The sequence below is a fragment of the Streptomyces sp. NPDC097640 genome (genome assembly GCF_040302705.1).
Taxonomy (GTDB): domain Bacteria; phylum Actinomycetota; class Actinomycetes; order Streptomycetales; family Streptomycetaceae; genus Streptomyces.
In genome coordinates, this window is the sequence record NZ_JBEOSB010000016.1 from 74,928 (window position 1) to 99,840 (window position 24,913).

Here is a 24,913-nt window from a genome sequence, read left to right on the forward strand (position 1 = left end):
GGCGTGGCAGCAATGGTGCGTACGGGGTGTCCACCCGTACGGGCCCGAGCGCCGGAAAGCCCGCGGGACGCCTCCGGATGTCACTCCGGGGCATCCCGCGGCGGTGATGTCGTGGTGAGTGGTTACTCGAGGCCGAAGGCCCGCTCGACGGTCTGGTCGATGGTGTTGCCGGACGCTTCGGTGGCCTCGGTGCGCAGCGTCACGTAGCCGGGGGTTGCCGAGGCGCGGGGGAGGCGCAGGGTGCCGGTGTACTCGCCGGTGTCCTGGGACGGGCTCAGCTCGACGGGGGTCCAGGTGGCGCCGTCGTCGTACGAGGCCCAGGTCTTGACCCGGGTGACCTTGCCGTCGGTGTTCGGCGGCAGCTCGGCGTTGACGGTGATGGGCAGCTTCTTGCCCGCCCTGACCTGGTTGCGCAGATTGAGGCCGATGTCGTAGGAGAGTGTGGGCATCGGGATCTGCCTGACGATGCCCGTCTTGGTGACGTTGATGGTCCACTCGGTGGTGGCGGACCTGGAGAACTCCCAGCCGGGCGCATCGCGGTCGATCTTCTGGACCGCCCGGTAGGTGCCCGGTTCGAGATCGACGTAGAAGGTCGTGTAGAAGTAGTCGTCCTTGCGGGCGATCTCCTTCTCCCCGCGGTACAGGACGACGGACATCTTGTCGTTCCAGACCGCGACCGGCAGGTGCGAGGACTCGCCGTCGGGGAACGGAATGGCGCCGACGGAGAGGTAGTCACCGACAGCCGACGAATAGCCCTGGGCCATCCAGGTCCCGCCTCGGGTGGGGTTGGCGACCTGCTTGAACCAGTCGACCGTGCGCCGTTCACCAGGGGCGAAGTCGTGCCAGCCGGTGTCGAATACGGCGACGCCGTCGGACCCGGCGATGTCGACTCCCGTCCAGTAGTCGACCTCGGGGCGGGCGGTGACGTACTCCTCGCGTGCGGTGCCCAGCCGGATCGGGACCGTGGTGGAGGCGTAGAACAGGCCGCCGACGTGACCGGTTGCCTGAAGCAGGTTTCCCTCCTTCTGGGCGTGGGCGTAGTAGTTGGCGTCGATACGTGCGGTGTTGGTCTTGTCCGCGACGAACTTCAGCCCGCTCTCGGGGATCGAGCGCGCTGAATTGACGAGGTCGTACTGGAAGGGGCTGTAGGGGGTGCCCTTCAGCTCGACACGGACTGTGCGCTTGGCGGCCTGTGCGGCCAGCCGTTCGCCCTGTTCGCCGTCGAGGGCGAAGGCGGGTACGGCGGTGGAGCCGGCCGGGGCGACGAGGCGGCCGGGGGTGTCGTTCGCGACGGCCACGGCGGCGGCGCCGTGCTCGGCCGCGGTGTTGATCTGCTCGGAGATCGGCAGGTCGGTGCCGCGGGTGACCAGGACGAGCTTGTCGCGGGCGCGGATCCTGCGGTACTCCTCGGCCGTTCCGGTCCCCGCGTCGACGAGGGTGAGCGTGCGGTGGCCGCTGAACTTCCTGGCGCCGTCGAGCTGGGTGGGGGCCAGGGTGAGGGGCTGGTAGGTCTTCGCCTTGGCGGTCAGCACGGGGGCCGTGACGGAGGAGAAGAGCTCGAAGCCGGTCTTCTCGTCGCCGGGTGAGGGCAGGGTCGAGATGCTCTTGATGTTCCCGGGCAGCAGGAGCACGTACTCGTTGTACGTGAACGCGCCGCCTCGCCACTCGGTGGTGCGGCCGGTGTCGACCTTGACGTCGGTCGCCTTGCGGGCATCGAGGGTGAAGGTGAGGTCGCGGTCGACGGTCACCGACGAGTCGAAGGCCGCCGTCGCTTCGTCGATCCAGTTGCGGGCGGCGTCGGGCGTGAAGATGTTCGCGTACATCTTGTACGTGCCCGGTGCTACGCGCAGGCGGGCGACCCCCTGGGCGTCGAACGTCGAGGCGGTGCGGATCGGGATGTCCGCCTGGAACAGATACGCCTGGCTGGGGCCGCCGGCGGCGACCCCGTCGGCACCGATGCCCTTGATGGTGACGTCGTACATCAGCTTCTCCATGAGGAAGGAGAAGGGGAAGACGACGGTGGTGCCGTCCTCGGCCGTGGCCGACAACCGACCGCTGTAATGCGTGTCCCGGGCCAGGAGGTTCGGGTCGGCGGTGACGGTGATGCCGGCGGACTTGCCCGCCGGCACCGTGACCGAGGCGGCGGACACGGTCACGGCGTCGTCCGGCAGGGGCTTGCCGGCGGCATTGACGCCCGTGTCCTTGAGGGTGAACGTCCGGTCGGTGCCGGAGGTGTTGTGCAGGGTGATCTCGCGCGAGACCGGCTTGTAGTCGCCGTCCTCGGCGTAGCGGATCGCTCCGAGATTCAGCGCCGCGGGGGTGCCGTAGGCGTTCTGGGACACGGCCCGGGTCAGGTCGACGCGTCCGGCGCCGCCTTCGGCGACCTGGTAGCCGCCCGGCTTGGAAGTGGTAACGAGGGCTGCCTTGAGCTGCTGGGCGGTCCAGGCCGGGTGCTGCTGCTTGAGGATCGCGGCGGCACCGGCGACGTGCGGGGTGGCCATCGAGGTGCCGCTGGCGGAGGTGTAGAGGTCGTCTGCCGGGGTGCCCATGGAGGTGCCCGCGGCGCGGGCGGCGAGGATGTTCACGCCGGGCGCCGAGATCTCCGGCTTGACCGCGTAGTCACCACTGCGCGGCCCGCGGGTGGAGAACGGGGCGAGCGCGTCGGCCTTGTCCACGGCCCCGACGGTGAGCGCGGCGCTCGAAGAGGCGGGGCTGCCGATGGTGCGGCGGCCGGTGTTGCCCGCGGCGACGACGAACAGCGAGCCGGTCTCCTCGGAGAGTTCGTCGGCCGCAGCACTCATCGGATTGCTGCCGTCGTCCGGGGCGTCGCTGCCCAGGCTCATGCTGATGACGTCGGCCCCGTTCCGGGCGGCCCACTCCATACCGGAGATGATCGAGCTGAATGTGCCGGAGCCGTCGTCACCGAGCACTTTGCCGACCACCAGGTCGGCGCCGGGCGCGACTCCCCTGGCGCCGTTGCCCGCGCCGCTGCCGCCCACGGTCGCGGCGACATGGGTGCCGTGCCCGTGGTGGTCGACGGCGTCCGTCCCGCCGGTGAAGTCCTTGCTCCGGGAGATCCGTCCCTTCAGGTCCGGGTGGGTGGCGTCGACGCCCGTGTCGAGGACGGCGACCGTGACGTTCCTGCCGTCGAACCCGGCCTTCCACGCGTCCGGCGCACCGATCTGGGGAACCGAATCCGCGAGGTCGATCTTGACCTTGCCGTCGAGCCAGATCCGCTCCACGCCGCGCTTCCGCAGGTCGCTCGCGCTGTCGTAGCCGCGCCAGAAGCTCTCCGCCCTGTCCTTGGCCACCGTGACCGCGAGCGCGTTGATGCTCTTGAGCGCACGGCCCCCTTCCGCTTGAGAGGGCTTCGTCGGAGCCTTGGCGCTGTCCTGGTTGTCGACGATGACGGGAACCGGCTTGGACGCGCCGTACCCGAAGCTCGTCAGGGTGTCGATGTTGAACAACTCGCGGTCGATGCGGCCGCCGTTGACACCGGTCTGGGCCGCGGAGGGGATGGCGTAGGTGTGGCCGTTCTCCTCGTAGAGCGTCACGATGCCCCGAGAGGGCCCGGAGCTGTCCGCGCTGATCGTCTTTTTCCCGTTCATGCTGCGCACGGTCAGGACATCGCCGGTGATCAGTGTGGTCCGGACCGGCTTCGCCATCGCCTGCGGGCTTGAACCGGGCTCGGCTGACCGGGCGGCCGGTGCGGGGTCGGCAGCGGCCGGTCCGGCCACGAGCGTTCCCGCAACTACCGCGGCGGCGGAGATGAGTACGGTCGCCGCGCGGAGTCTTCCGGGGTCTCTCATAGAGAATTCCTCCTTCGGCCCGGGCTGCTGGACGCACCGGCCCGGTTACCGGAGGATGCTGTCGCAAGTGTCCTGTTCATGACTAGGAACTGAAGTCGTCAGCAAGCGGATTCTGTCCGCTAGAGGAAAGGGCCGCGATGCCTCGGGAGTTGTCGGCACTCTCCGGCCTCGGGATGCCGGACGGCACGGAGGCGGTATACCTCGCCCTCCTCAACCGCGGAACGGCCACCACATCCGACCTCGCCCGCGACACCGGGCGCACCATCGAGTCCACAACGACCCTCCTCGACTGGCTGCGCGCCAACGGCCTTGCCCTTCGCGCCAACGTCCTGGCCACGTCCGGTGACACCGGCGCCGAATGGTCCGCGGCCGACCCCGATCGCGCCCTGCGAGCGCTGATCCTCAAACACGAAACCGAACTGCTCCAGGTCAAAGGCTCGCTGCCGCACCTTCACGAGGCCTACCGCCGCTCCCGGCGCACCGACCACGGCGAGCGCCCATTCGATCAGCTGGACGCCTGGGAGGACGTAGGGCACCGCTACCACCAGCTCCTGCGCGACGCCCGCGACGAAATCCTCATGTGGGACACCGCCCCCTACGTCGCCGGTGAGACCGGGAGCATGGAGAAGCAGACCCTGCAACGGGGCGTGACCTTCCGCCAGCTCTGCGACCCCGACGGCCTCACACCGGAAGTGAGCGCCCAACGCGCCTCGATCGGCGGACTCCAGGCCCGCATCCACCCCGACCTTCCGTTCCGAGGAGCCATCGCGGACCGCACCACCGCCGTCATCACACTCGACCACGAACCGCAGAACGCCAAAGCCCTGCACCTGCGTTCTTCCCCGCTCCTCGACGGCCTGGTGATGCTCTTCGAGACCAGTTGGAGCCGGGCCGTCCCCATAGGCGGCGACCCCACCGGACTGAGCGAAGAAGAACGCGAAGTCATGACCCTGCTCGCCGCCGGGATGAAGGACGAGGCCATCGCCCGGCAACTCGGCATCACCACCCGCACGGTGCGCCGACGCGTACAGCACCTCCTCGCCGCTCTCCAGGCCAAAAGCCGCTTCCACGCCGGCGTCGAAGCGACCAGACGCGGATGGGTTTGAACAGCGCGCCGATCCTGACCGCTAACCCCGCGCATGCCCCCGGTCGAGATAGGCCAGCACGGCCAGCACCCGGCGGTTGTCGTCGTCGGACGGCGGCAGACCCAGCTTCCCGAAGATGTTCGAGGTGTGCTTGGCGACCGCCCGCTCGGTGACGAACAGCTGTGTGGCGATGGCCGCGTTGGACCGCCCCTGCGCCATCAGCTCCATCACCTCCCGTTCGCGTGGCGTCAGGTTCCCCATCGGCTTGTCCTGCGACCGGCGGTTCAGCAGCTGCGAGATCACCTGCGGATCCATCGCAGTCCCGCCCGCCGCCACCCGCCGCACCGCGTCGATGAACTGGTCCGCATCGAACACCCGGTCCTTGAGCAGATACCCGACCCCGCCGCTCCCGTCGGCCAGCAGTTCCCGCGCGTACAACTGCTCCACATGCTGCGACAGCACCAACACCGGCAACCCCGGCCGAGCCCGCCGCGCGGCCAGCGCGCACTGGAGCCCCTCGTCCGTGAACGAGGGCGGCAGCCGCACATCCACGACGGCGACGTCCGGCTTCAGCTCGGCGAACGCGCGGGTGAGGTCGGGCCCGGTGTCCACGGCCGCCGCGATCTCGAAGTCGTAGGCCTCAAGCAGCCTGACCAGACCGTCCCGCAGGAGGAAGAGGTCTTCGGCGAGGACAACGCGCACGGCGGCTCCAAGACTTCGTCGGGCCCCTGGGGTGGGGGACGTGACCGAATCCGACGAATGTACCGCCGTGAGGTGAGCGGGGGTTATTGGCGGCCCGGACGATCTAGGGTGCCGGTCTTTATGGTGCGGAGGAGTGCGCGGAGGGCGGTGGGGGTGGTGGTTATGACGGCGTGGGGGTCGTCGCTCTCCCGGAGGTGGGGGGTGCCCGTGGGGTCGGTGGCGACCTCGACGCAGGTGTCGGAGTGGCCTTCGCTGAAGCTCGACTTCCGCCAATTGAGCTGGTCCATGTACGCCTTCCTAGAGCAGGGGGTACAGGAGCCGCTGGATGAGTCCCAACGAGTCCTTCACGCCACGTGCCTCCGGCGAGACGGTCGCGTCGACAGGAGGCAACGCCACGTCGCACATTTTAGCGAGAGCCCCGTTGTAGCGGGTGAGTGCATCGGCGTCTCCCAGGTACATGGACTTCTCCACATGCGCCACGATCACCGTGCTCAACTCCGCCACGGTGGGCTCGATCACCGTGAAGGACGAGCCGAACGGCACGGGGCCGTCAAACGGGACCACTTGCAGCGTTACGTTGGGGAGTCGGGACAGCTCGATCAGCCGTAGGAGTTGCCCGCGCATCAGGGTGCGGTCTCCCAGGGACGGACGTAGCGCGGCCTCATGGATGATCGCGTGGAACCGTGGAGCCCGCTCGTCGGTGAGCACCTTCTGGCGTTCCAGACGGAACTCGATGGCCAGTTCGTCCTCCTCGCGTGAGGTGCGGACGTAACCGGCTCGATGGATGGCTGTCGCGTACTCCCGCGTCTGCAACAGTCCGGGGATGAACGTCGGCTCGTAGCAGAGGATCGAGTCAGCGCCGGCTTCCAGCTCCGACAAGTCCATGAGTGAGGGGCGCAGCTTGCCCCGGTACGCGGTCCACCATCCCTTGCCCGACGCCTGGCCCATCTCCACAAGAGCGTCAACGTAGGTTGAGTTCTCGCGCCCTGCGGCAGCGGCGAGAGCACGCAGCCGCTCCGGCGACAGGCCGGTGCGTCCGGACTCGACGTTGCTGATGTGCGACTGGTTCATGCTCATCACCGCGGCGCTTTGGCCAACGCTGAGGCCAGCACGTTCGCGCAGCTTGCGAACCTCAGCTCCAAAGCGTCGTTGACGGTACGTGGGGTTGGTCCGAAGTCCCATACGCCCTCCCTCGTAGTGGCTAGCGTGACTACTCAACCACGAAGCGTGCCGATCGTGTTGTGGATTGGCAACCCTCGGCGCTACCTTGAGTGCGGCGCCAGTCACGCAAGGTACTCACCCGGAGGCTGCCATATGCGCATGCCCGAAGAGCCCTGGTCCTACGGCCTGTTCATCCCCCACGACCCCCGCGCCGTGGGCGTCGTACGGGCCACCATCCGCCACATCCTCAAATCGGCCCGCCTCGACTGCCTCGTCGACACCGCCGAACTCCTCGTCTCCGAGCTGGCGACGAACGCCCTGCGCAACACCACCACCGACTCCTACGTCAGCATGGACTGGCAGCCGAAGCCCCCGGACTTCCGCGTCACCGTATGGGACTCGGGCGCGGCCCTGCCCCAGCCCGTGCAGGCCGAGGCCGACGACGAGGGCGGTCGGGGGCTGGCGCTCGTCGAGTCGTGTTCGGACGACTGGGGGGTTGTCGACTACACCGACAAGGGCGCGGGCGTCACCGGCAAGGCGGTGTGGTTCGCCCTCGCGCCGCCGAAGGCAGGGGAGCGGCACGGCTGAGCGCGGGGCGTCGCCCTTGACGGCTAACGCCGTTAGCCTTAGGTTGTGGCTAACGGTGTTAGCCCGCGCATCTCGAAGGAGGCTCCCCTATGAGCGAAGCGACCCCTGTCACTCCGGCCCCGCGCCGCACGCTCACCGTGGTCCGCCGTGCCGCGTGGTTCGGCGGCGCCTTGTTCTGGTCCGCCTTCGCCGTACTGGAGGCGGTCAAGTACGGCTGGGCCGCCGGTCTGCTCGCCTTCGCCTTCCTGCTCGCCCCCGACCTGACGATGCTGATCGGTGTCCGTGAGGCCGCGTCCGCCGGGCTCGCCCGGGGCCGGCTCCTTCCGCGCGCGGTTCCGTACTACAACGCCGCCCACCATCCGCTGGTCCCGCTGGCCCTGATGGTGGTCTATACGTTCGGTGTGTTCGTCTGGGCGCCTGCCTTCGCGGCACTCTGCGGCTGGATGGCCCACATTTCGTACGATCGGGCTTTCGGCTACGGACCGCGCACCAAGGAGGGCTTCCAGCGTGGCTGACCCATTCACCGACCGGCTCACCCCGCGCGCCCGGGACATCGTGAGCGCCGCCCGGGCGCTGCTCGAGGAGGAGGGTCCGGAAGCACTGACCATGCGCCGGCTCGGCGACCGCCTCGGCATCAGGGCCCCCTCCCTCTACAAGCACTTCCCCGACAAGGCGGCGGTGGAGTCGGAGCTGATCGCCCTGTCGCTGTGGGAGACCGCCGAGGTACTGGAGGCCGCCGAGGCCGCCGACCCGGGGTCCGTACCGGCGCTTGCCGAGGCCTACCGCCGGCATGCCCTGGCCCACCCGCACCTCTACCGGCTCACCACTGAGCGCCCTCTCCCGCGCGCCGCGCTTCCGCCCGGTCTGGAGTACCGCGCCGCCGCGCCTCTTCTCCGCGCCTGCTGCGGCGACGAGGATCTTGCCCGCGCCGTCTGGGCGTTCGCCCACGGCATGGTCGTCCTCCAGCTCAACGGCCGTTTCCCGGACGGTGCCGACCTGACCAAGGCGTGGGAAACGGGCGCGGCCGCGTTCCAGCCGGCGACGGCCGACCGCTGAGGACTGTCGACGCCGCGCCGGGAACCGTTCTGCCGGATTGCGCGTGATGTCCTGACGTGCTGCCGGCTGGTGGCGGGCGAGCGAAGGGGGAGCCGGTGCGGGGTCGGATGCGGGCGATGGTGGGCGTGGCGGTGTCGCTTTCGGTGGCGCTGGTGGCGTGCGGGCCGGACAAGGAGAAGGAGTACACGGGGGCGGAGTCTTCGAAGGGGTCCGCGGCCGAGGCCGCGCGGTTCGCGCCGTTGGTGCAGCTGGCCAAGGGGGAGTCGCTGTTGCCGATGGACGCGACGCGGTTCATCGGGCGGTCCGCGCTGCGCTTCGACCACGACGGCTTCTGCCGTGACGAGGGACCGGTGGCCGAGCCGATCGACCCGCGGCGGTTGGGGAATAAGGACAATCCCTACAAGCACGCGGACGTGGAGCCGGGGAAGTCGTCGTCCAAGCCGGTGTCCTGCCCCGGACACGGGGAGAAGTGGCACACCTCGACCGAGTCCGGCGGCGGTTTCTATCTCGACCCGCCGGAGGAGGTGCGCAAGGGCGAGGGCACTGACGCGCCGGTCTACTGGGAGTACCACAAGCACAAGTCCGACCCGAAGCGGGCGGCGTACGTGTACTGGTTCTTCTACGCCTACAACGACCTGATCGCGGGCAACCGGCACGAGGGCGACTGGGAGCGCGTCGCCGTCCAACTGCGCGACGGCAAGCCGGAGGCCGTGACCTTCGCGAAGCACGGCGGCGATCCGTGCAGCGTGAAGTGGTCGGACCTGGACCCGCAGAGCGGGCATCCGACGGTGTACTCGGCGCGTGGTTCACACGGTTCCTACCCGACCAAGGGATACCACCGGGTGAACACCACGTTCGACCGGACCTCTAAGGGCACCGAGTGGCGCACATGGGACAACGCCCGCCCCGCCGACGGCGAACCCTGGTGGGGGTACTCCGGGTGGTGGGGCTCGCAGCAGCATGTGAGCGGCTTCAACGGGCCGATGGGCCCGAACCCGGGGCGTCTGCTGCCGGGCATCTTCACCAACGAGAGTTGTGGGCCCGCCGACAAGAAGCCGACGGATCCGCCCAAGGACCAGCCCACCGATCAGCCCACGGATCAGCCCACGGATCAGCCCACGGATCAGCCCGGGGACCAGGCCGCGCCCAGGACGAAGGACGGGGCGATCCGGCGGTACGAGGAGTATCTGCACGCCGTGGGGCGGGAGGACATCAAGACGGTCTGCGAGATCGCCGGGCCCGCGGCGAAGCAGGCGGAGGACCAGGGGTTCGGTCCGTGCACGTCCACGTTCCTCATCACGTTCCAGATGATCTCGCCTACGCAGAAGAAGGCTCTGCAGACCGCGACGGTCGACCCGCAGAAGGTCGTCGTACGAAGCCCCGACAAGTTCGACATCTCGGCTGCGGCGGTCAAGGCATCTGTCACCTTCTCCGAAGACGAGATCGGGACCAGCACCCTGGAGTACATGAAGGACGACTGGTACATCACTGACTGAGCGCGCGCTGCTCGTTCTATCCGGGCGCGGTCCTCTCCCCTGAGCGGCCGCGTACGTCGAAGTCGTGTGCCATCCCCGTGGTGTTGAGGTGGGCGATGTCGGCCTGTTCCAGGGTGATCAGGCCGCCCACGCCCGAGACGTTCCTGCGGTGCTCGCTGGGGGTGCCCCAGTCGTATCGCTTCTGAACCTCGACGTGGTAGGTGATCCGCCCGTCGCGCTTCTCCCCGACCGTGCGGTACTGGAAGTGGTTGAGCGCGTAATACCAGTCGAGGTTTTTGCCGCCGTCCGACAGCTGAGGTGCGGTCGTGGTCCAGGGGGTGGTGAACTTGCCGTCCGGCCCCTGACGTACGCCGTTCAGAGTTCCATTGACATCGTGCTGGAACTGCGGGATGTCGGCGAGCATCGTGGCGGGGTCGATCTGATACGGCTCACCGTTGCCGTGCAGGTAGTGGCCGAGGAGCGCTGAGGCGTTGGTCCAGCCTTTGCCGTCCCGCATGCCCGCTTCGACGATTTCCAGTTTCTGGTATGCCCACCGGTCACCCAGCCCCGGGGCGGCGATGCCGTACTTCCGATTCTCCGTCTCGAAGTTGTCCGGCGTACCGAAGATGACCTTGAGATCGCGTGCCAGTTCACCGTCGATCTCGTTGGCGGCGGACAGTTCCGCCTTGATCTTCTGCTCCAGTTGCGCCGCCGTGCGGTTCCGCTCGGCGATGTGCTTCTCGTCGTCGGGTGACGGGGGTCCGGGCGCGTGCATCTCCACCCATCGCACCTCGCCCGTATCGGTCACCGTCATACCGGCGTTCAGGGCCTGCTGGTGCAGTTCCGCCACCATCCGCTGATGCCCTTCCAGACCCTTGACTCCGCCGCGCCCGCTCGCCCCGTCGGCCGTCTCGTCGAGGTAATTGCGCAGGCTTCGTACCTCGGCGTCGAATGCGTCGATATCGAGCAGAATCCGGTCGCAGTAGGCTTGCGCGGTCGTTCCGCCCTTGCCGATCCAGTGGTCGTTTTGAAGACCGAGGATTACGTCGTCGTGGAACTCCGTCCGAGCCGTTTGGACCTTGCGGTGGATGGCGGCCCAGTCGTCCGCCAAGGTTTCGAACGCGGTGACGTCGAGCCGCATCAGCTGCGATATGGTGATCATCGGATACCCCGCTCAGTCGCGGACCTGCCGGAACTCACGCTCACGGTCGTGCTCGATGCGGTTGAATTCTCCCGCGCTCATCCGGAAGTTGTCGGCCGCCGTCCCCAGGCGTTGCCGCACCAGGCCATTGAGCTTCTCCCAGCGCCCCTCCATGTCGTCGATGCTGTCCACGAAGCTCCAGCCGGGCGCTGCCCTGCCCAGCGCGTCGAAGGCTTCCTTGGCGGGCCCCAGAAGCCGCCACAAGACCTCGCATGCGGCATCGCAGTCCTTGGCCCGGCTTTCCAGCCACTGTGGAGAGACCTGGAGATCCGGTGGGTCACCCCATGGCGGTACGGGATGCGGGGGAGGGTTGTGCGTGGGCGACGGTGTCGGCTGCGGGCTCGACCGGGTCCCCTCGGGGGTGGGCGGGGACGGGGGTAAGCCAGGCGTCGGCGACGGGACGGGCATGGTGGTGTGTCCCTTCGGTGGTGAACCGATGTCGGTAGAAACGGCTACGGACCCTTGGGAGGCTCGGTTGGTTCGGTGGCGGCGGGGCCCAGGAAGGAGTTGATGACTTCCTTGAGGGTGCGGCGGTGCTGGCATGGGCTGCTCCGCGGCCTTGGGGCAGGCCTATCGTCCCATCCAGGCCTTCGGGGTGTCATTGACCCGTAGCGCAAAGTTGTTGTTCTGCCGCGCAAGCTAGCGGTGGCTCACGACGTTGACCACGCGGCCGTTGGGGTCGCGGACGAAGAAGCGGCGGACGCCCCACTCCTCGTCCTGGAGCGGGTGCACGATCTCCGCGCCGGCCTCGCGCATCGCCGCGTACGCCGCGTCCACGTCGTCCACCTCAACGCTCATGTCGGGCGAGACCGGTGCGGTCTTGTCGCTCGTCATAAAGCTGACCTGGGCCGCCGGGGTGGTGGGGGAGGCGAGGGTCATGATCCAGCCGTGGTTCATGACCTCCTCGAAGCCCAGTCGGCCGTAGAAGTCCCGGTTCTGCTCCATGTCCTCCGAGTGGACGATGGGCATGGCGCGGCGGATGGTCATGGAGAACTCCTCACTTCGTCAACTGATCGGGAGCGTGGCGGCCGGCCGGTGTGCCCGCAGGCCGAACATGGTCCGCAGCCCTGGCGTTCTGCGGATGACTTCGTAGCTCGCGACGCTGAGGCAGAGCGGCAGCACCATGATGATCGCGAAGGCGATGGCGCTGTGCTCCACGGTCCGCAGAACATAGTACGCGGTGATGATCAGATAGGTCTGGTGCAGGATATAGACCGGAAAAGCCGCCGGGCTGAAATAGTCCATGAAGGCTGATGCGCGGTCCAGATACCGCTTCCCGTACCCGAGCATGGCCAGCAGGGTCGCCCAGTACACCGGATAGTGCCAGGCGGCGGACAGCGGATCCGTCTGGCTGCCTGTGGTGAATCTCTCGACAAGAATCCCGACGGCGCCCGGGACGGCGATGCACAGATAGCCGCGCCGTGCCCTTTCCAGGGTGTCGATGATCGTGTCTCTTGTGGCGATGAGAAATCCGAGCAGTACATATCCGGCGTAGGTGAAGATGTTCTCCCCGCCGATCTCCGGCAGGAAGGACAGCATCGCGAGGCCGGCCGCTGGGAACAGTGCGAGGACCGGGTCGTTCAGCCAGGCCGGCGTGTACTGGCGCCGGATCACCGTGAGCATCAGGGGCAGCAGGGTGATCGATATGACGAAGAGAAAGAGGATGAACCACAGATGCGCCGGTGAGATCGAGGTCAGCACCGACCAGTCGGAGAAATCCGTGAAGTAGGACCACAGGAAGTCGGGGTAACTGCCGCGATAGCCGTGGTGGAACTTCATCGCGTAGTACGCCTGCGGCGGCACGATGACGGCGCAGCCGAAGAGGAACGGTACCAGCAGCCGCAGACAGCGTTCCTTCGCATAGCCCCGGGCTGCTCGCTTCTGCAGCGCGTAATAACTCGACATGCCGGCCAGGAGAAAAAGCAGCGGCATGAACCAGAAGGAGGAGACGTTGACCAAGGTGGAGGAGAAGACGTTCTCCGGGCCCTTGACGTAAAACTCCGCATTGTCGTTGAAGATTCGCGCGGTGTGGAAGGGGAACAGGAAGACGATCCCTAAGTTCCGCAGCCAGTCGACGTATTCCTTGCGTTTCATGACGGTGCCTCCCCGGTCAGCCAGCCGAGCACGGCGCCCAGCGCCCGCTCCGCGGTGGAGGCGTCGATCCCTTCGGGGTCGACGAGATGCTCCATCGACAGGCCGTTGGTCAGGCAGTGCAGGATCACCCCGGCCAGCTCGGGGTCGATGGGCGGTCTGATGCCGACGCGTTCGGTGGCCGCCCGGACGGCGCCGGCCGCCGCCGCCCGCTGGGCGCGGCGCATGGGGGCGATCGCCGCCTTGGTCTCCTCGTCGCGGGTGGCATGGGTGGCGAATTCGAGGCCGAGCCGGCCCCTGACGGTGTCCTGGACGATCCGCTGCGCGACCAGACGCGCGGCCTGATCGATGAGCGCGGACACGTTCGGGGCCTCGTCGATGCCGGTCATCACGCCGGCCAGTTCGGCTTCGGCGCGTTCGCTGAGTAGCGCGCCGAAGAGTTCCCGCTTACTGCCGAAGTTGGAGTAGACGGCGCCCTTGGTGAAGCCGGCGGCGTGGGCGATGTCCTCCAGCTTGCTGTCGGCGTAGCCGCGCTCGGCGAACACTCGCCCGGCGGCGGTGAGCAGCCGGCGGCGTACCTCCTCGCGGGGGAGGCGGGGGACCGGCTCCTGTGGGTGTCGATGACTGTCTGTATCTGACATGTGCAGAGCATAGCATACCCATGGGTATTCAGTACCCGTCGGTATCGAAGCCGCCGGTGAAGCTGGCATCCTTGCCGCAGGCCGCAGCTGGAACCCGGCGCGACGCTTGTCGCGTCCAGCTGTGTAACGCCTGTTGACGTGTGTTCAGAAAGCAGCATGGGGAGAGGCCGCAGCGCATGAGTCACAACCAGCCGCCACCCGGACCGTACGGCCCGCCTCCAGGTCCGCCGCCCGGCCAGCCGCCGCAGGGCGGGCCGAATCCGAATCCGTATGCGCAGCCGCCTCAGCCCGGCTACGCCTACCCCCAACAACAGCCGCAGCCCGGCTATCCGCCGCCCGGCTATCCGCAGCAGGGTTATCCGCCGCCCGGCATGCCCGGTATGCCGCAGCCCCCGCCGGGCGGCGGCGGCAAGGGCAAGACGATGGGCCTGGTGATCGGCGCGGTGGTCGTGGTCGCGGCGATCGTCGGGGGCGTCCTGCTGCTCGGCGGGGGCAGTGACGGGGACGGCGGCAAGCTCACCGACGACGGCAAGGACTACAAGCTCACCGCACCCAAGACCGTGCTCGGCGAGTACGCGAGCGACGACTCCGGCGAGGTACCGCTGATCGGCGAGAAGGCGCAGGCGTTCGGCATGACGAGCGGCATGGGCCTGGACGCGGAATGGCGCGCTGCCGGGGGTGCGAAGAAGCTGAAGCTGCTGGGCGCGTACGGGGAGGTGAAGGACCCGGAGAAGTCCGTCGACGCGTTCTTCAGCACCCTGAAGAAGAGGAGCGAGACGGCGGGCAGCAGCGACAGTGACGCGCTCGTGGTGGGCACCCCGGAGCGGAAGTCGCCCGAGGGCCTCGAGAACGCCATCATGAAGTGCCAGCTCATCAAGGCGAAGGAGGACCCGGGCGAGGGGGAGCCCAGCCAGCTGCCGCTGTGCGCGTGGGCCGACTTCGACACGGTGGCCGTGGTGGTGCCGAGCGAGGGGACGAAGTCCCTGACGCTGGACGACTCCGCCAGGATCGCGGCCGATCTCCGCAAGGAGGTTCGGGTGGAGGACCCGAAGTAGCGAGGTGAGTGCGCCCCTCTCCGGATGTGACCGGACGGGGGCGCTCCCGTTTCTTGTGAAGTATTTCTTTCGACATGATGAACCGGGCCCTGAACAGGCCTTGTTTCCCCAGGCCAGGGGTACTGTCGCGATTCGACCCGACGTACCGCTACCGCTACCGCCTGAAGCCTTGCCATGGGGGAGACCGTGCTCACGTACCACCAGGTCATGACAGCCGACCTGTCGTACCTGGAGAACGCAGCCGAGCAATGGAAAGAGGCCGCGAAGAAATTCTCGGATGTCCAGAAGGTCTACCAGGAGCGAGTCAAGTCGGTAGGCGAGGACGGCAGCTGGACCGGCGATGCGAACCTCGTCGCCGTTGACAGCATGGACATCACGGACAAGCAGTTCACCGCCGCGCAGACGGAGGCCAAGGCCATTGCCTCGCTGCTGACCGACGCGCACCGCCAGTTCGTGGAGCTGCGCGGAAAGGTGAAATCCGCGGTCGCGGAGGCGGTGAAGGCCGGAATGATGGTCTCGGACGCCGGTATCGCGAGTTACGACTTCTCGAAGGCGACCGAGTCAACGGCCAATGCCGCGCGGCACGACCCGGATCTGCACCGGACCGAGCAGTCGTGGACGGAGCACATCGCGGCGGCGGTCAAGGCGGTCGACGACGCCGACCAGGGCGTGAAGCTCGCGCTGAAGGAGGCCGTGCGGGACACGAACCCCTTTGACGGCGCGGTCAACGGGTTCAACGGCGAGGCGGAAGGCGACATCGAGAAGGTCGAGGCCAAGGCGGCCCAGGACCTTGCGACCAGGCTCAACTCCGGCGACCGGCTCAGCGGCAAGGAACTGGCCAAGTTCCAGCGGCTGTTCCGGGACAACGAGCACGACAAGGCGTTCAGCCAGACCTTCCTGGACGGGCTGGGCCCCAAGGGCGTCATTCAGCTCAACAACAAATTCCACAGCCTCGGCAAGGGCGAGGACAAGAAGGAATTCACCGCTCTCCAGACTGGCGTGGCGACCTCGATCGCCACGGCCACCAGGACTGCCTCCGACCCCTTCTACACGAAGTGGCGCGAGGGCCTGCGCAAGGTCGGCGACGAGAACTTCGACAAGGAACTGAACCCGCTCACCGGATATCAGTCGTTCGTCGATCTGATGACGCACGGCGAGAACTACGGGAAGCAGTTCCTGACCGATGTCGGCGACGACATCATCGCCGTGGAGCAGAAGGACGACTTCGGGACCGGCCGGTGGAAGCAGCTGAACGCGGGCCACCGGGACTTCACGGGCGACCCGCTCGACACCCTGCTCGGCATCATGGGCGGGCAGCCCGACGTCGCGACGTCCTTCCTGGACCCCGGGGCGGACGGCAGGAACGAGCGCCTGAAGTATCTGCTCCAGGACCGTGACTGGCCCTCCTGGGAGACCGCCACCGGCTATGGCTCGCTCAGCCAGGACGCCCCGGGGAACCGGCTGGGCCTGGGGGCCGCGCTGGAGGCGGCCGCCACGGGCGCCGTGCCGGGCACCGAGCATCCGCTGGGCGGGCACACCGAGGGCGAGGCCCGGGTCATGCACGACACCATCAAGCTCCTCAACAAGGACTGGCACGGCGACGAGATGCCCGCCAACCTGCGGTCGAGCCTGGGCCACATGCTCATGGACTACACGTCCGACACCCACGAGATCCTGTCCCGCACCAACGAGAACTACAAGGTCAACGCGGACGGCGACGGGGTGTGGAACGACGGCGGCACGGTGCGGATGGCGGTGTCCCCCGAGGAGCTGTCCCGCATCATGCGCGGGGTGTCCGAGGACCCCGCGGCCTACGCCGGGATGTACGCCGCGGAGCGGCAGTACGCGGCGCAGACGCTGGCCGGAACCGACTTCAAGCACCCGAACGACCGCACCGCCGCCATCAACGCGGCCTCCTCGACCTTCGGCTTCTACGACGGGGTCAGCTCCGACATCCTCTTCGACAAGAGGGACAAGGCGGTGCAGTGGGCCTCGGACGTCCGGACGGCCGCCTTCATCGTCCCCGGATTCGCGCTCAACTTCGTGCCCTCCACGCCCGCCGCGGTGCCGGTCCTCGGCGACGCGGCCCAGTCCATCCTCTACGCGGGCATGTACGAGTGGGGCAAGGACCACGTCGCCCAGGCCGGCGCGTCGGCGGCGCAGGACAACATGAAGGCGTTCGACGTCGGGCAGCGGCAGGTGGACGCCCTCGTGGTGGGCTGGAGCAAGGAACACGGTGAGGCCGCCGACAGCGGTCTCACCAGGACGCTCGTCGGCTCCGGCCAGGAGCGCCACGACAGCGCCCGCCGCGAGGCCCTCCAGGCCCTCGGCCGCCCGGGGTTCTGACGGCCGCCAGCGCTTCTACCCGTGGCGGCGATGTGCGGCCCCGCCGCGTGGCAGGGGCTGCGCGCCTGGCCCGGGGCCTGGGGCGGAGCCCCAGTTGTGGGAAGGGGCGGGTAGGGGAAAGAGACGCCGGGTGTCCCTAGCGGGCGCGGGCCGCCGCGCGGTAGTGGTCGCGTATGTCCTGGCGCAGCAGCGCGCCGAAGCCCGCGTGCTCGATGCGGGAGGCCAGCTGGTCGAGGGTCACGCCCTGGGCTTCGGCCGTCGCCTCCAGGTGCCAGTCGTGGGCGGCGAGGAGGGTGAGCAGATGGCCGCGGCGGACCTGCGCCTCCGACAGCCGGAAGGTCTTGAGGTAGGCCAGGCGCCCGTCCTCGTGGGTGATGGTCTCGCCGATGTGCTGCTCGGTGTTCCGGCGGAAGGGCGGCAGAAAGCGGGACAGGGCGAACGGCCCCATCGTGCGGACGCGCTGGAGGGTGTACGACTCGTCGAGCAACCCGCCCGCCATGGTGCCGTCGTGGAACTCCGTCCACTCGCGCTGAAGCCGGGCGGCCTCCGCCCGCAGATCGGCGAGCGAGCCCACCGCTCTGTCGTCGATCCGGGCCCGGAACTCCGGGACCGGCGCGTGCAGCGTGGTGTAGTGGTGGATCAGCTCCCCGAAGAGGTCGAGGACCAGCGAGGGGTGCAGGGCGCGGTAGTCGTCGGGGTGCGGCACCACGAAGGCCGCGGCCAGGGCGTCGGCCGCGTACACCATGACCCCGCACTGGCCGGGGTGGATCTCGAAGACCCGCAGCGCGTCGCGCAACCCCTCCACCTCGGCCCCGACATACGCCTGCTCGACGCGCGGGGACAGACCGCGGGCGACCGCCCGGTGCGACCACTCCTCCCAGGCCACCTCGGGGCCGCCGAAGTGCAGCGCCAGATAGCCCTCCAGGGCCAGGTGCAGGGGAAGGAAGCGCACCCGGTTCTTGTCGACGCGGCGGGCCATCCGGCGGTGGAAGCGGAGCGGGACGCATGGCGGGCGCGGCCCGCGCGGATCCGGCCGCAGCTGGGTGCCGTAGGAGGCCGCGGGGGTGCCGTCGTCGGTCCAGTTGGCGACGAAGCCGTGCGGGATGTAGGAGCAGTACGCGGTGCGCCGGTCCAGCTCGACGGCCGCGAAGTCGTCGCCGTAGAGCCGGTCGTCCAGGCGCAGATCGGCGATCGGCTCCTCGCGCACCAGCGGCACCAGCCGGATGGCGCCCCACACCTGGGAGGGCAGCGGGGTCAGGCCCGTGAGCGCCACGCCCGTCGTGTCCTGCTTCACCGGCTTCACCGCTCCACCTCCAGAAACCGCCGTACGCGGGTGTCCACATGGGCCCACAGCTCGGCCGCCCGGCTGCGGCCCTCCGCGAACTGGGCGAGCTCCACCAGGGCCGGGACGTCCTCCGCGTCCCGCACCCCGACGGTCGGCACCTCCCGTGCCAGCCGCCGTACGTCGAAGTCCTCCGCGTCGTACACCGGGTTGAGGTGGACGACGCTGGTGCGGCCCCGGGGGTCCAGGCGGGTGCGCCAGATCCGCAGCGCCTCGCCGGCCAGGCCGGGCGGGGCGTTGTCCCAGCCGTCGGAGACGATGACCAGCCGGTCCGGGCGGTGCTCCAGCGCGTCCAGGACGCGGGTGCCCAGCGGCGTCGGCCCCATCGGGTACGTCAGCAGCGCGTCGGTGCGGCCGGACAGCCACAGCGGGATCAGCTCGCCCGCCAGCGCCTCCAGCAGGAAGTGGCAGCCCAGCGCCACCGCCAGCGGCCGGCGCCGCTTCTGCGCCGAGCCGAAGGCCGAGAAGCTGTCGTCCAGCACGGCGGCCACCCGGCCCCAGCTGCCCGCGCGCGGGCCCGCGGTGCGCAGCGCGGCCGCCCGCAGCGCGGCGGTCAGCTCCTCGCGGCGGCGGACCCGGTCGTCCAGGGGGAGGGCCAGGACATAGCTCGCCAGCCGGGTCAGGGGCATGGCGGCGAGGTCGGCGGCCACCGCGTCCGCCCGGTGTGCACGGGCCGACTCCTGGAGCCGCAGCCGCTCCAGCCGGGTCAGCCGCGGGGCGATCCGCTCCAGGAAGACTCCGCGGTCGATGCCGTGCCGCGCCGCGAACCCCTCGGCGACCGTGTACGGCAGCTCGTACAGCGCGCTCTGGGTGTAATGGGCGCGGCGCCAGGACTCGAACAGGGGGGTGGTGAAGCCGGTGCGCCGGGTGTGGGGCGCGAAGAGGAAGGGGCCCAGCTCGCCGAGGCCGGGCTCGCGGAGGCCGAAATCGCGGTCGAGCCGCAGATGGGCATGGCGGGCGACCGCCTTGACCCCGGAGCGGTACTTGACCGCGTCGAGCGCCGGATCGGGCCGGGCCGCCAGCCAGTCCCGCATGATGGCCCGGGTGCGGCGGTTGTTGACCCCGGCCCGGCGCACCTCGCGGAAGAGCCGGTACACCCGCTGCGGCGGAAGCACGGCCAGCCGCCCGGCGATCAGCCGCCCCTCGGTGTGCCGCTGCTCGGGCGTCGCCTCGGAGGCGGTCTCCAGCAGCCTGCGCACGATCAGCGCCGCGTTGTGGTGGTTGATGTCCAGCGCGAGCGTCGCCGCGTACAGCTCGCGGTAGTTGCCGAGCACATACGCGTGCAGGAAGGCCAGCGACATCCGCTGTTCGTCCGCCTGGGAACGGAATTCGCGCTGTCCGGTCGAGGTGATCGCCGCGTTCACGAACAGCAGCAGGTCCTCGGCCGCCACGAGGTCGGCCTGGTTCTCCATCGAGGGGCTCCCCCTGGCGGCACGGCGGCGATGGCATGAAGGGGTCGGCCGGGGAATGGGGGCACGAGCTGCGAATCATCGCTTAACAGGCGGGTTCCGGAAGTCGCGCCGGAGTCCCGCGGCCGACTGTCGCACGCTAACACCCCGGGATTCGGCCGCGCCTTCGGGTTTCCAGGAGGACCGGCGACCCCGGGCGGTGGGCTCAGGCCGTGGGGCGCGGGGCGGACAGCTCGCACGGTATCTCGATGGTCACCATCGTCGGCCCGCCGACCGGGCTGCTGATCGCCATCACCCCGTCGAAGGCGCCCAGCCGCCGCCGCACCCCGCTCAGCCCGGAGCCCTCCGAGGCGGACGCGCCGCCCTTCCCGTCGTCGGTCACCGCGATGCGCAGGGTGCCGGTGGGGTCGTCGTGGTGGATGTCGACCCACACCCGCTCGGCGCCGGAGTGCTTGGCCGCGTTCGTCAGCAGCTCGCTGACCGAGAAGTACGCAGCCGACTCGACCGGCTCGCCCAGCCGGCCCGGGAGGTCCACCTCCACCTCGACGGCCAGCGGCATCCGCAGCGCCAGGGCCTGCACGGCATCCCCCAGGCCCCGCTCGGCCAGCACCGGCGGGTGGATGCCGCGGACCAGGTCGCGCAGCTCGGCCAGCGCCTCGGCCGAGCTGGCGCGGGCCGCCGAGAGCAACTCCCTGGCCTTCGCCGGGTCCTTCTCCATGAGCGCCTCGACGGTGCCCAGGCTCATGCCCATGGCGACCAGGCGGGCCTGCGCGCCGTCGTGCAGATCGCGCTCGATGCGGCGCAGCTCGGCGGCTGAGGTGTCCACCGCGTCGTGCCGGGTCTCGGTGAGGCGCTGGACCCGCTCGGCGAGCGTCATCCGCGGTGTGGGGGCGAGCAGCGCCCGCCCGACCAGAAAGTGGGCGCGCAGCAGGACGGGGGAGGCGAAGACACCGAGGACCATGGCCCCGGAGCCCAGCAGGGCGGCGTAATTCGCGGTGGCCTGGGAGGTGACGCGGACGAACCCATACCAGTACGCGCCCCCGCCGTCCACGATCGGCCGCCAGGTGCCCAGCGCCAGGGTCCAGCCCTCCACCCCGAACGGAATCAGGCCGGCGGCCAGCAGCGCCAGGACGGCCCCCGCGGTCAGGTCGACGAACAGCCACAGCAGATCCCGCCAGGTCGCCGGGTCCTTCAGCAGCCTGGTGCAGCGGTCCACCACGCCCACCACCCCGGGGCGCGACACGGAGGGCAGGGCGCGGTACGGCAGGGGGATCTCGACGCCCGACCAGCGGGCGGCCAGGAGCCGTCTCTGATTGGCGTGCGCGCGGACCAGGGCGAGCACGAGCGGGGTGGCGATCACCCCGATACCCAGCGGGATGAAGACCAGGGACAACACCGCCAGCGTGAACAGCGTGATCGACCCGGCCAGCGAGGCGATCGCGAGCCCCAGCCCCCGAGCAGTGGCCATCAGCCCCCTGCGCACCCTCATCAGACACCCCCTTGAACGCTTCGCCTCCACCGCTCAAGTCTGGCGGACCGGGCACGGCCCGTCACTCGGTCCTGCCCCCGTCCCGAGGTAGACCTAGCACCACCCCCGGCACTCTCCTTTTGCTTCCCCCGACTGGGGGCTTGTGCGGCTGGGGCGCGAGCCCGCCCGTTTCTAGTGTCGATGACGTGACCGCAACAGTCCGTTCAGTCCGTTCAGTCCTGTCGGTTCCGTTCAGGACTCACACCTCCCGGGGGGAGACGACATGAGTGCAACGAGGCGGGGGCTCGCCGTACGACTCGGCGGGTGGAGCACCCGACACCGCAAGACCGCGATCATCGGATGGCTGCTGTTCGTCGTGGCCATCGCGGTCATCGGCGGCATGGCCGGCGTCAATGAGATGACCAACTCCGAAGGCGGGACGGGCGACTCGGCGCGTGCCGAGAAGATCCTCGAGGACGCCGGGCTCAAGGACCCCGCCGGGGAGATGGTGATGCTGCGCAGCGCCGAGCCCGACGGCTGGCGGGATGCGGCGGGCGACCTCGCGAAGCGGCTGGAGAAGACCGGCGAGGCGGTGCGGATCCAGTCGCCGGTGCGCTCCGACAGCGGCCGGGAGGGGCTGATCACCTTTGAGATGAAGGGCGACGCGGACACCGCGGGGGAGCGGGTCGAGCCGGTGCTCGACGCGGTGAAGCAGACCGAGGCGGCCCATGAGGGCGTCACGGCGTACGAGTTCGGCGACGCCAGCTTCGCGCACAGCCTGGACGGCATCCTCTCCGGCGACCTGAAGACGGCGGAGCTCACGGCCGTACCGCTGGCGCTCGGCATCCTGCTGGTGGTCTTCGGCGCCCTGGTCGCCGCGCTGCTGCCGGTCTTCCTCGCGGTGACCGCGTGCATCGGCACCTTCGGCCTGCTCGCGCTGGCCAGCCACAAGCTGCCGATGTTCTCCAGCACCCAGTCCGTGATGTTCCTGGTGGGCCTGGCCGTCGGCGTCGACTACTGCCTGTTCTACCTGCGGCGCGAGCGCGACGAGCGGGCCGCGGGCCGGGACCCCGAGACGGCGCTGCGCATCGCCGCGGCGACCAGCGGACGGGCCGTGCTGGTCTCCGGCATCACGGTCATGCTGGCCATGTCGGGCATGTTCCTGTCGGGGCTGCTGCTCTTCAAGGGCTTCGCGGTCGCCACCATCCTGGTCGTCTTCACCGCGATGCTCGGCTCGGTGACGGTGCTGCCCGCGATGATGTCCTGGCTCGGCGATCGGGTCGACACCGGGCGGGTGCCGCTCCTCAACCGCCGCGGCAAGAAGGGCGCGCACGCCAGCGGCGGCATCTCCGGCCGGCTGATGAAGCCGGTGCTGGCCAAGCCGGGCCTGTTCGCCGTCCTCTCGGGCGCGCTGCTGCTGACCCTGTGCGCCCCCGCGCTGGGGATGAAGACCGAACAGCTCGGCATGGAGAAGCAGTTCGGCAAGGACTCGCAGCTGACGGTGGCCTTCAAGGCGATCACCCGGTCCTTCCCCGGCGGCCCCGCCCCGGCCGAGGTGATCGTACGGTCCGACGACGTCTCCTCGCCCCGCTTCCAGGGCGCGGTGGCCGACCTGAAGAAGAAGCTCGCCGCCACGGGCGAGTTCGGCAAGAACGTCAAGGTCGAGCTGCACCAGGACAAGGACGTGGCGCGCATCGAGGTGCCGCTGGCCGGGAACGGCTCCGACGACGCCTCCAAGCACGCCCTGCGCACCCTGAAGGACGACCTCGTCCCGCAGGTCCTCGGCCCGGTCGCGGACAAGGCGTACGTGGGCGGCGAGACGGCCGCGAACGTCGACTTCAACGACCAGCTCTCCGACGACTTCGGCCCGGTGCTCCTCTTCATCGCGGCCGTGACCTTCCTGCTGATGCTGGTCTGCTTCCGGTCGCTGCCGATCGCCATCGTGTCGATCCTGCTCAACCTGCTGTCGGTCGGGGCCGCGTACGGCACCATGACCGCCGTCTTCCAGCACGGCTGGGGCGCGGAGGCGCTGGGCATGGAGCCGGCCGGGGCGGTCGAGGGCTGGATGCCGCTGTTCGTCCTGGTGATCCTCTTCGGTCTTTCGATGGACTACCACGTCTTCGTGGTCTCCCGGATCCGTGAGGCGCACGAGCGGGGCCTGCCCACCCGGGAGGCGATCCGCGACGGCATCCGGTCCACGGCGGGCTCGATCACCGGGGCGGCCGCCATCATGGTCGCGGTGTTCGCGGTCTTCGCCCTGCTCCAGATGCAGGACATGCAGCAGATGGGCGTCGGCCTCGCGGTCGCGGTGCTGGTGGATGCCACGCTCGTCCGGATGGTGCTGCTGCCCTCGGTGATGGCGCTGCTCGGAGAGCGCAACTGGTACCTTCCGCGAGCCCTCGCCTGGCTGCCGACCCTCAACCACGGCGGGCACGACCAGGAGCCGCTGTCGCCCGCGGCCCCGAGTCACCAGCCGCCGGTGTCCATCGGCCGCTGATCTCACCGCAGACACCAGCCCGCCGCGCCGGATCAGGCCGTATGCCGCCTGACCCGGCGCGGCGGGCGTCGCGCTGTCGTACGGGGCGCCTCAGGCGGTCGGCACGTACTTGTAGCCGACCCGTCGGACCGTCACGATCGTGCCCCGGTGCTCGGCGCCCATTTTCCGCCGCAGCCGGGCGACATGGACGTCCACCGTCCGGCCGTCGCCGACGTGGCCGTAGCCCCACACCGTGGTCACCAGCTGGTCGCGGGTGTGCACCCGGTGCGGATGCGCCACGAGGTGGGCCAGCAGCTCGAACTCCAGATACGTCAGGTCGAGCGGCCGCCCGGCCACCTGCGCGGTGCGCTGCTCGGGGTCGATCCGTACCAGCTCGTCGCCCGTGACCGCCTCGCTCCGCTCGGGCCGGTCCGCCGCCGCCGTCGCGGTGTCGGCGGCCGGGACGAGCACGAGATAGCCGACCATCGGCGGCTGCCCGGGGAGCGCGGGCAGTGTGTGCGGGGGAGCGGGCAGCCAGGTGGCGCCGGAGTGCAGCAGCTCGGCGACCGGCGGCACCTCGTCGGGCGCGACGGCTCGCAGCCGCTGCCGGTGGGGATGGGGGTGGCGGCCGGACGCGGCGGCCGGGGCGGCGGAGGTGGGGGCGCCGGAGGTGGACAGACTACGGACGTTTGTCATGGGAATCGGCTCTTTCGCGCTCAAGGGGCGTCGGTGGACGTCGTGCGCGCGGGCTGTGCCGCCGGGAGATCACCCGGGAGCAGGGCGGCTGAGCGGTCGGGTGGCGTCAGCGGCCGAGCGAGCGGGCCCGCGCATGCGATACGCGGCAACACTCGCGGTCGAAGTGGTGCGCCTGCCGGGACGGCCAGAACGGCTCGAGGTCGAGGGGACCCGTCGCGGCGTCATGGAGGCTGGCCATTCCCCTATTGAAGCAGACGACCCGCCCGCGGCGCGCGCCGCGGTGGCCGGGTGCGACGATGCCCGGGCAACAGG

General features: G+C 69.6%; 22 protein-coding genes. 8 read left to right on the plus strand and 14 right to left on the minus strand.

The window, feature by feature from the left end:
* Positions 1-122: 122 nt before the first annotated feature.
* On the minus strand, positions 123-3,809 hold the full coding sequence (locus tag ABTY62_RS24935) for a S8 family peptidase (RefSeq protein WP_352131656.1): 3,687 nt from the start codon (positions 3,807-3,809) through the stop codon (positions 123-125).
* A gap of 137 nt (positions 3,810-3,946) precedes the next feature.
* On the opposite strand from ABTY62_RS24935, the gene ABTY62_RS24940 reads away from it, so the two are divergent.
* A complete protein-coding gene (locus tag ABTY62_RS24940; RefSeq protein WP_352131657.1) occupies positions 3,947-4,915 on the plus strand; it encodes a helix-turn-helix transcriptional regulator in 969 nt (322 codons plus the stop codon).
* A 21-nt stretch (positions 4,916-4,936) separates the two neighbouring features.
* Here the strand turns inward: ABTY62_RS24940 and ABTY62_RS24945 are convergent, their stop codons facing one another.
* From ABTY62_RS24945 to ABTY62_RS24955, 3 genes are all read right to left on the minus strand, one after another.
* Positions 4,937-5,596 carry a response regulator transcription factor gene (locus tag ABTY62_RS24945; RefSeq protein ID WP_352131658.1) on the minus strand — a complete coding sequence of 220 codons (660 nt, stop codon included), beginning with the start codon at positions 5,594-5,596 and terminating at the stop codon, positions 4,937-4,939.
* Between the two features lie 83 nt (positions 5,597-5,679).
* On the minus strand, positions 5,680-5,883 hold the full coding sequence (locus ABTY62_RS24950) for a DUF397 domain-containing protein (protein ID WP_352131659.1): 204 nt from the start codon (positions 5,881-5,883) through the stop codon (positions 5,680-5,682).
* Positions 5,884-5,893: 10 nt separating this feature from the next.
* A complete protein-coding gene (locus ABTY62_RS24955; protein WP_352131660.1) occupies positions 5,894-6,778 on the minus strand; it encodes a helix-turn-helix domain-containing protein in 885 nt (294 codons plus the stop codon).
* A gap of 138 nt (positions 6,779-6,916) precedes the next feature.
* Between ABTY62_RS24955 and ABTY62_RS24960 the strand changes: the two genes are divergently transcribed.
* From ABTY62_RS24960 to ABTY62_RS24975, 4 genes are all read left to right on the plus strand, one after another.
* Positions 6,917-7,345 carry an ATP-binding protein gene (locus tag ABTY62_RS24960; protein WP_352131661.1) on the plus strand — a complete coding sequence of 143 codons (429 nt, stop codon included), beginning with the start codon at positions 6,917-6,919 and terminating at the stop codon, positions 7,343-7,345.
* A gap of 89 nt (positions 7,346-7,434) precedes the next feature.
* Complete coding sequence (locus ABTY62_RS24965; RefSeq protein ID WP_352131662.1) at positions 7,435-7,860, plus strand: DUF4260 family protein; 426 nt, start codon at positions 7,435-7,437, stop codon at positions 7,858-7,860.
* Positions 7,853-8,401: a TetR/AcrR family transcriptional regulator gene (locus ABTY62_RS24970; RefSeq protein ID WP_352131663.1), complete on the plus strand. Its 549-nt coding sequence runs from the start codon at positions 7,853-7,855 to the stop codon at positions 8,399-8,401. Before ABTY62_RS24965 ends, ABTY62_RS24970 begins: the two co-directional genes overlap by 8 nt.
* A 95-nt stretch (positions 8,402-8,496) precedes the next feature.
* The gene (locus tag ABTY62_RS24975) at positions 8,497-9,897 is read left to right on the plus strand and encodes a PT domain-containing protein (protein ID WP_352131664.1); all 1,401 of its coding nucleotides are present in this window, start codon (positions 8,497-8,499) and stop codon (positions 9,895-9,897) included.
* Between the two features lie 16 nt (positions 9,898-9,913).
* Here ABTY62_RS24975 and ABTY62_RS24980 read toward each other — a convergent pair whose 3' ends face one another.
* From ABTY62_RS24980 to ABTY62_RS25000, 5 genes are all read right to left on the minus strand, one after another.
* A complete protein-coding gene (locus tag ABTY62_RS24980; protein ID WP_352131665.1) occupies positions 9,914-11,017 on the minus strand; it encodes a hypothetical protein in 1,104 nt (367 codons plus the stop codon).
* A 33-nt stretch (positions 11,018-11,050) separates the two neighbouring features.
* Complete coding sequence (locus ABTY62_RS24985) at positions 11,051-11,281, minus strand: hypothetical protein (protein WP_352131666.1); 231 nt, start codon at positions 11,279-11,281, stop codon at positions 11,051-11,053.
* Between the two features lie 435 nt (positions 11,282-11,716).
* Complete coding sequence (locus ABTY62_RS24990; protein WP_352131667.1) at positions 11,717-12,064, minus strand: VOC family protein; 348 nt, start codon at positions 12,062-12,064, stop codon at positions 11,717-11,719.
* An 18-nt stretch (positions 12,065-12,082) separates the two neighbouring features.
* Positions 12,083-13,171 carry an acyltransferase family protein gene (locus ABTY62_RS24995; protein WP_352131668.1) on the minus strand — a complete coding sequence of 363 codons (1,089 nt, stop codon included), beginning with the start codon at positions 13,169-13,171 and terminating at the stop codon, positions 12,083-12,085.
* Positions 13,168-13,809: a TetR/AcrR family transcriptional regulator gene (locus tag ABTY62_RS25000; RefSeq protein WP_352131669.1), complete on the minus strand. Its 642-nt coding sequence runs from the start codon at positions 13,807-13,809 to the stop codon at positions 13,168-13,170. Before ABTY62_RS25000 ends, ABTY62_RS24995 begins: the two co-directional genes overlap by 4 nt.
* 176 nt (positions 13,810-13,985) lie before the next feature.
* On the opposite strand from ABTY62_RS25000, the gene ABTY62_RS25005 reads away from it, so the two are divergent.
* Both ABTY62_RS25005 and ABTY62_RS25010 read left to right on the plus strand, forming a co-directional pair.
* Positions 13,986-14,864, plus strand: a complete 879-nt coding sequence (locus tag ABTY62_RS25005) for a hypothetical protein (RefSeq protein ID WP_352131670.1) — start codon at positions 13,986-13,988, stop codon at positions 14,862-14,864.
* 207 nt (positions 14,865-15,071) lie between these two features.
* Positions 15,072-17,210: a DUF6571 family protein gene (locus ABTY62_RS25010; RefSeq protein ID WP_352131671.1), complete on the plus strand. Its 2,139-nt coding sequence runs from the start codon at positions 15,072-15,074 to the stop codon at positions 17,208-17,210.
* A 136-nt stretch (positions 17,211-17,346) separates the two neighbouring features.
* Here the strand turns inward: ABTY62_RS25010 and ABTY62_RS25015 are convergent, their stop codons facing one another.
* From ABTY62_RS25015 to ABTY62_RS25025, 3 genes are all read right to left on the minus strand, one after another.
* Positions 17,347-18,504, minus strand: a complete 1,158-nt coding sequence (locus tag ABTY62_RS25015) for an ARPP-2 domain-containing protein (RefSeq protein WP_352131779.1) — start codon at positions 18,502-18,504, stop codon at positions 17,347-17,349.
* A gap of 5 nt (positions 18,505-18,509) precedes the next feature.
* Positions 18,510-19,964 (minus strand): hypothetical protein, encoded by a 1,455-nt coding sequence (locus ABTY62_RS25020; RefSeq protein ID WP_352131672.1) that lies wholly within the window; start codon positions 19,962-19,964, stop codon positions 18,510-18,512.
* Positions 19,965-20,166: 202 nt separating this feature from the next.
* Positions 20,167-21,450, minus strand: a complete 1,284-nt coding sequence (locus ABTY62_RS25025; RefSeq protein ID WP_352131673.1) for a sensor histidine kinase — start codon at positions 21,448-21,450, stop codon at positions 20,167-20,169.
* Positions 21,451-21,712: 262 nt separating this feature from the next.
* Here ABTY62_RS25025 and ABTY62_RS25030 point away from each other — a divergent pair, with 262 nt between their 5' ends.
* Complete coding sequence (locus ABTY62_RS25030; protein ID WP_352131674.1) at positions 21,713-23,926, plus strand: MMPL family transporter; 2,214 nt, start codon at positions 21,713-21,715, stop codon at positions 23,924-23,926.
* Positions 23,927-24,016: 90 nt separating this feature from the next.
* On the opposite strand, the gene ABTY62_RS25035 is transcribed toward ABTY62_RS25030, so the two are convergent.
* The gene (locus ABTY62_RS25035; protein WP_352131675.1) at positions 24,017-24,601 is read right to left on the minus strand and encodes a winged helix-turn-helix domain-containing protein; all 585 of its coding nucleotides are present in this window, start codon (positions 24,599-24,601) and stop codon (positions 24,017-24,019) included.
* Between the two features lie 106 nt (positions 24,602-24,707).
* On the minus strand, positions 24,708-24,839 hold the full coding sequence (locus ABTY62_RS25040) for a hypothetical protein (protein WP_311730014.1): 132 nt from the start codon (positions 24,837-24,839) through the stop codon (positions 24,708-24,710).
* Positions 24,840-24,913: the final 74 nt, after the last annotated feature.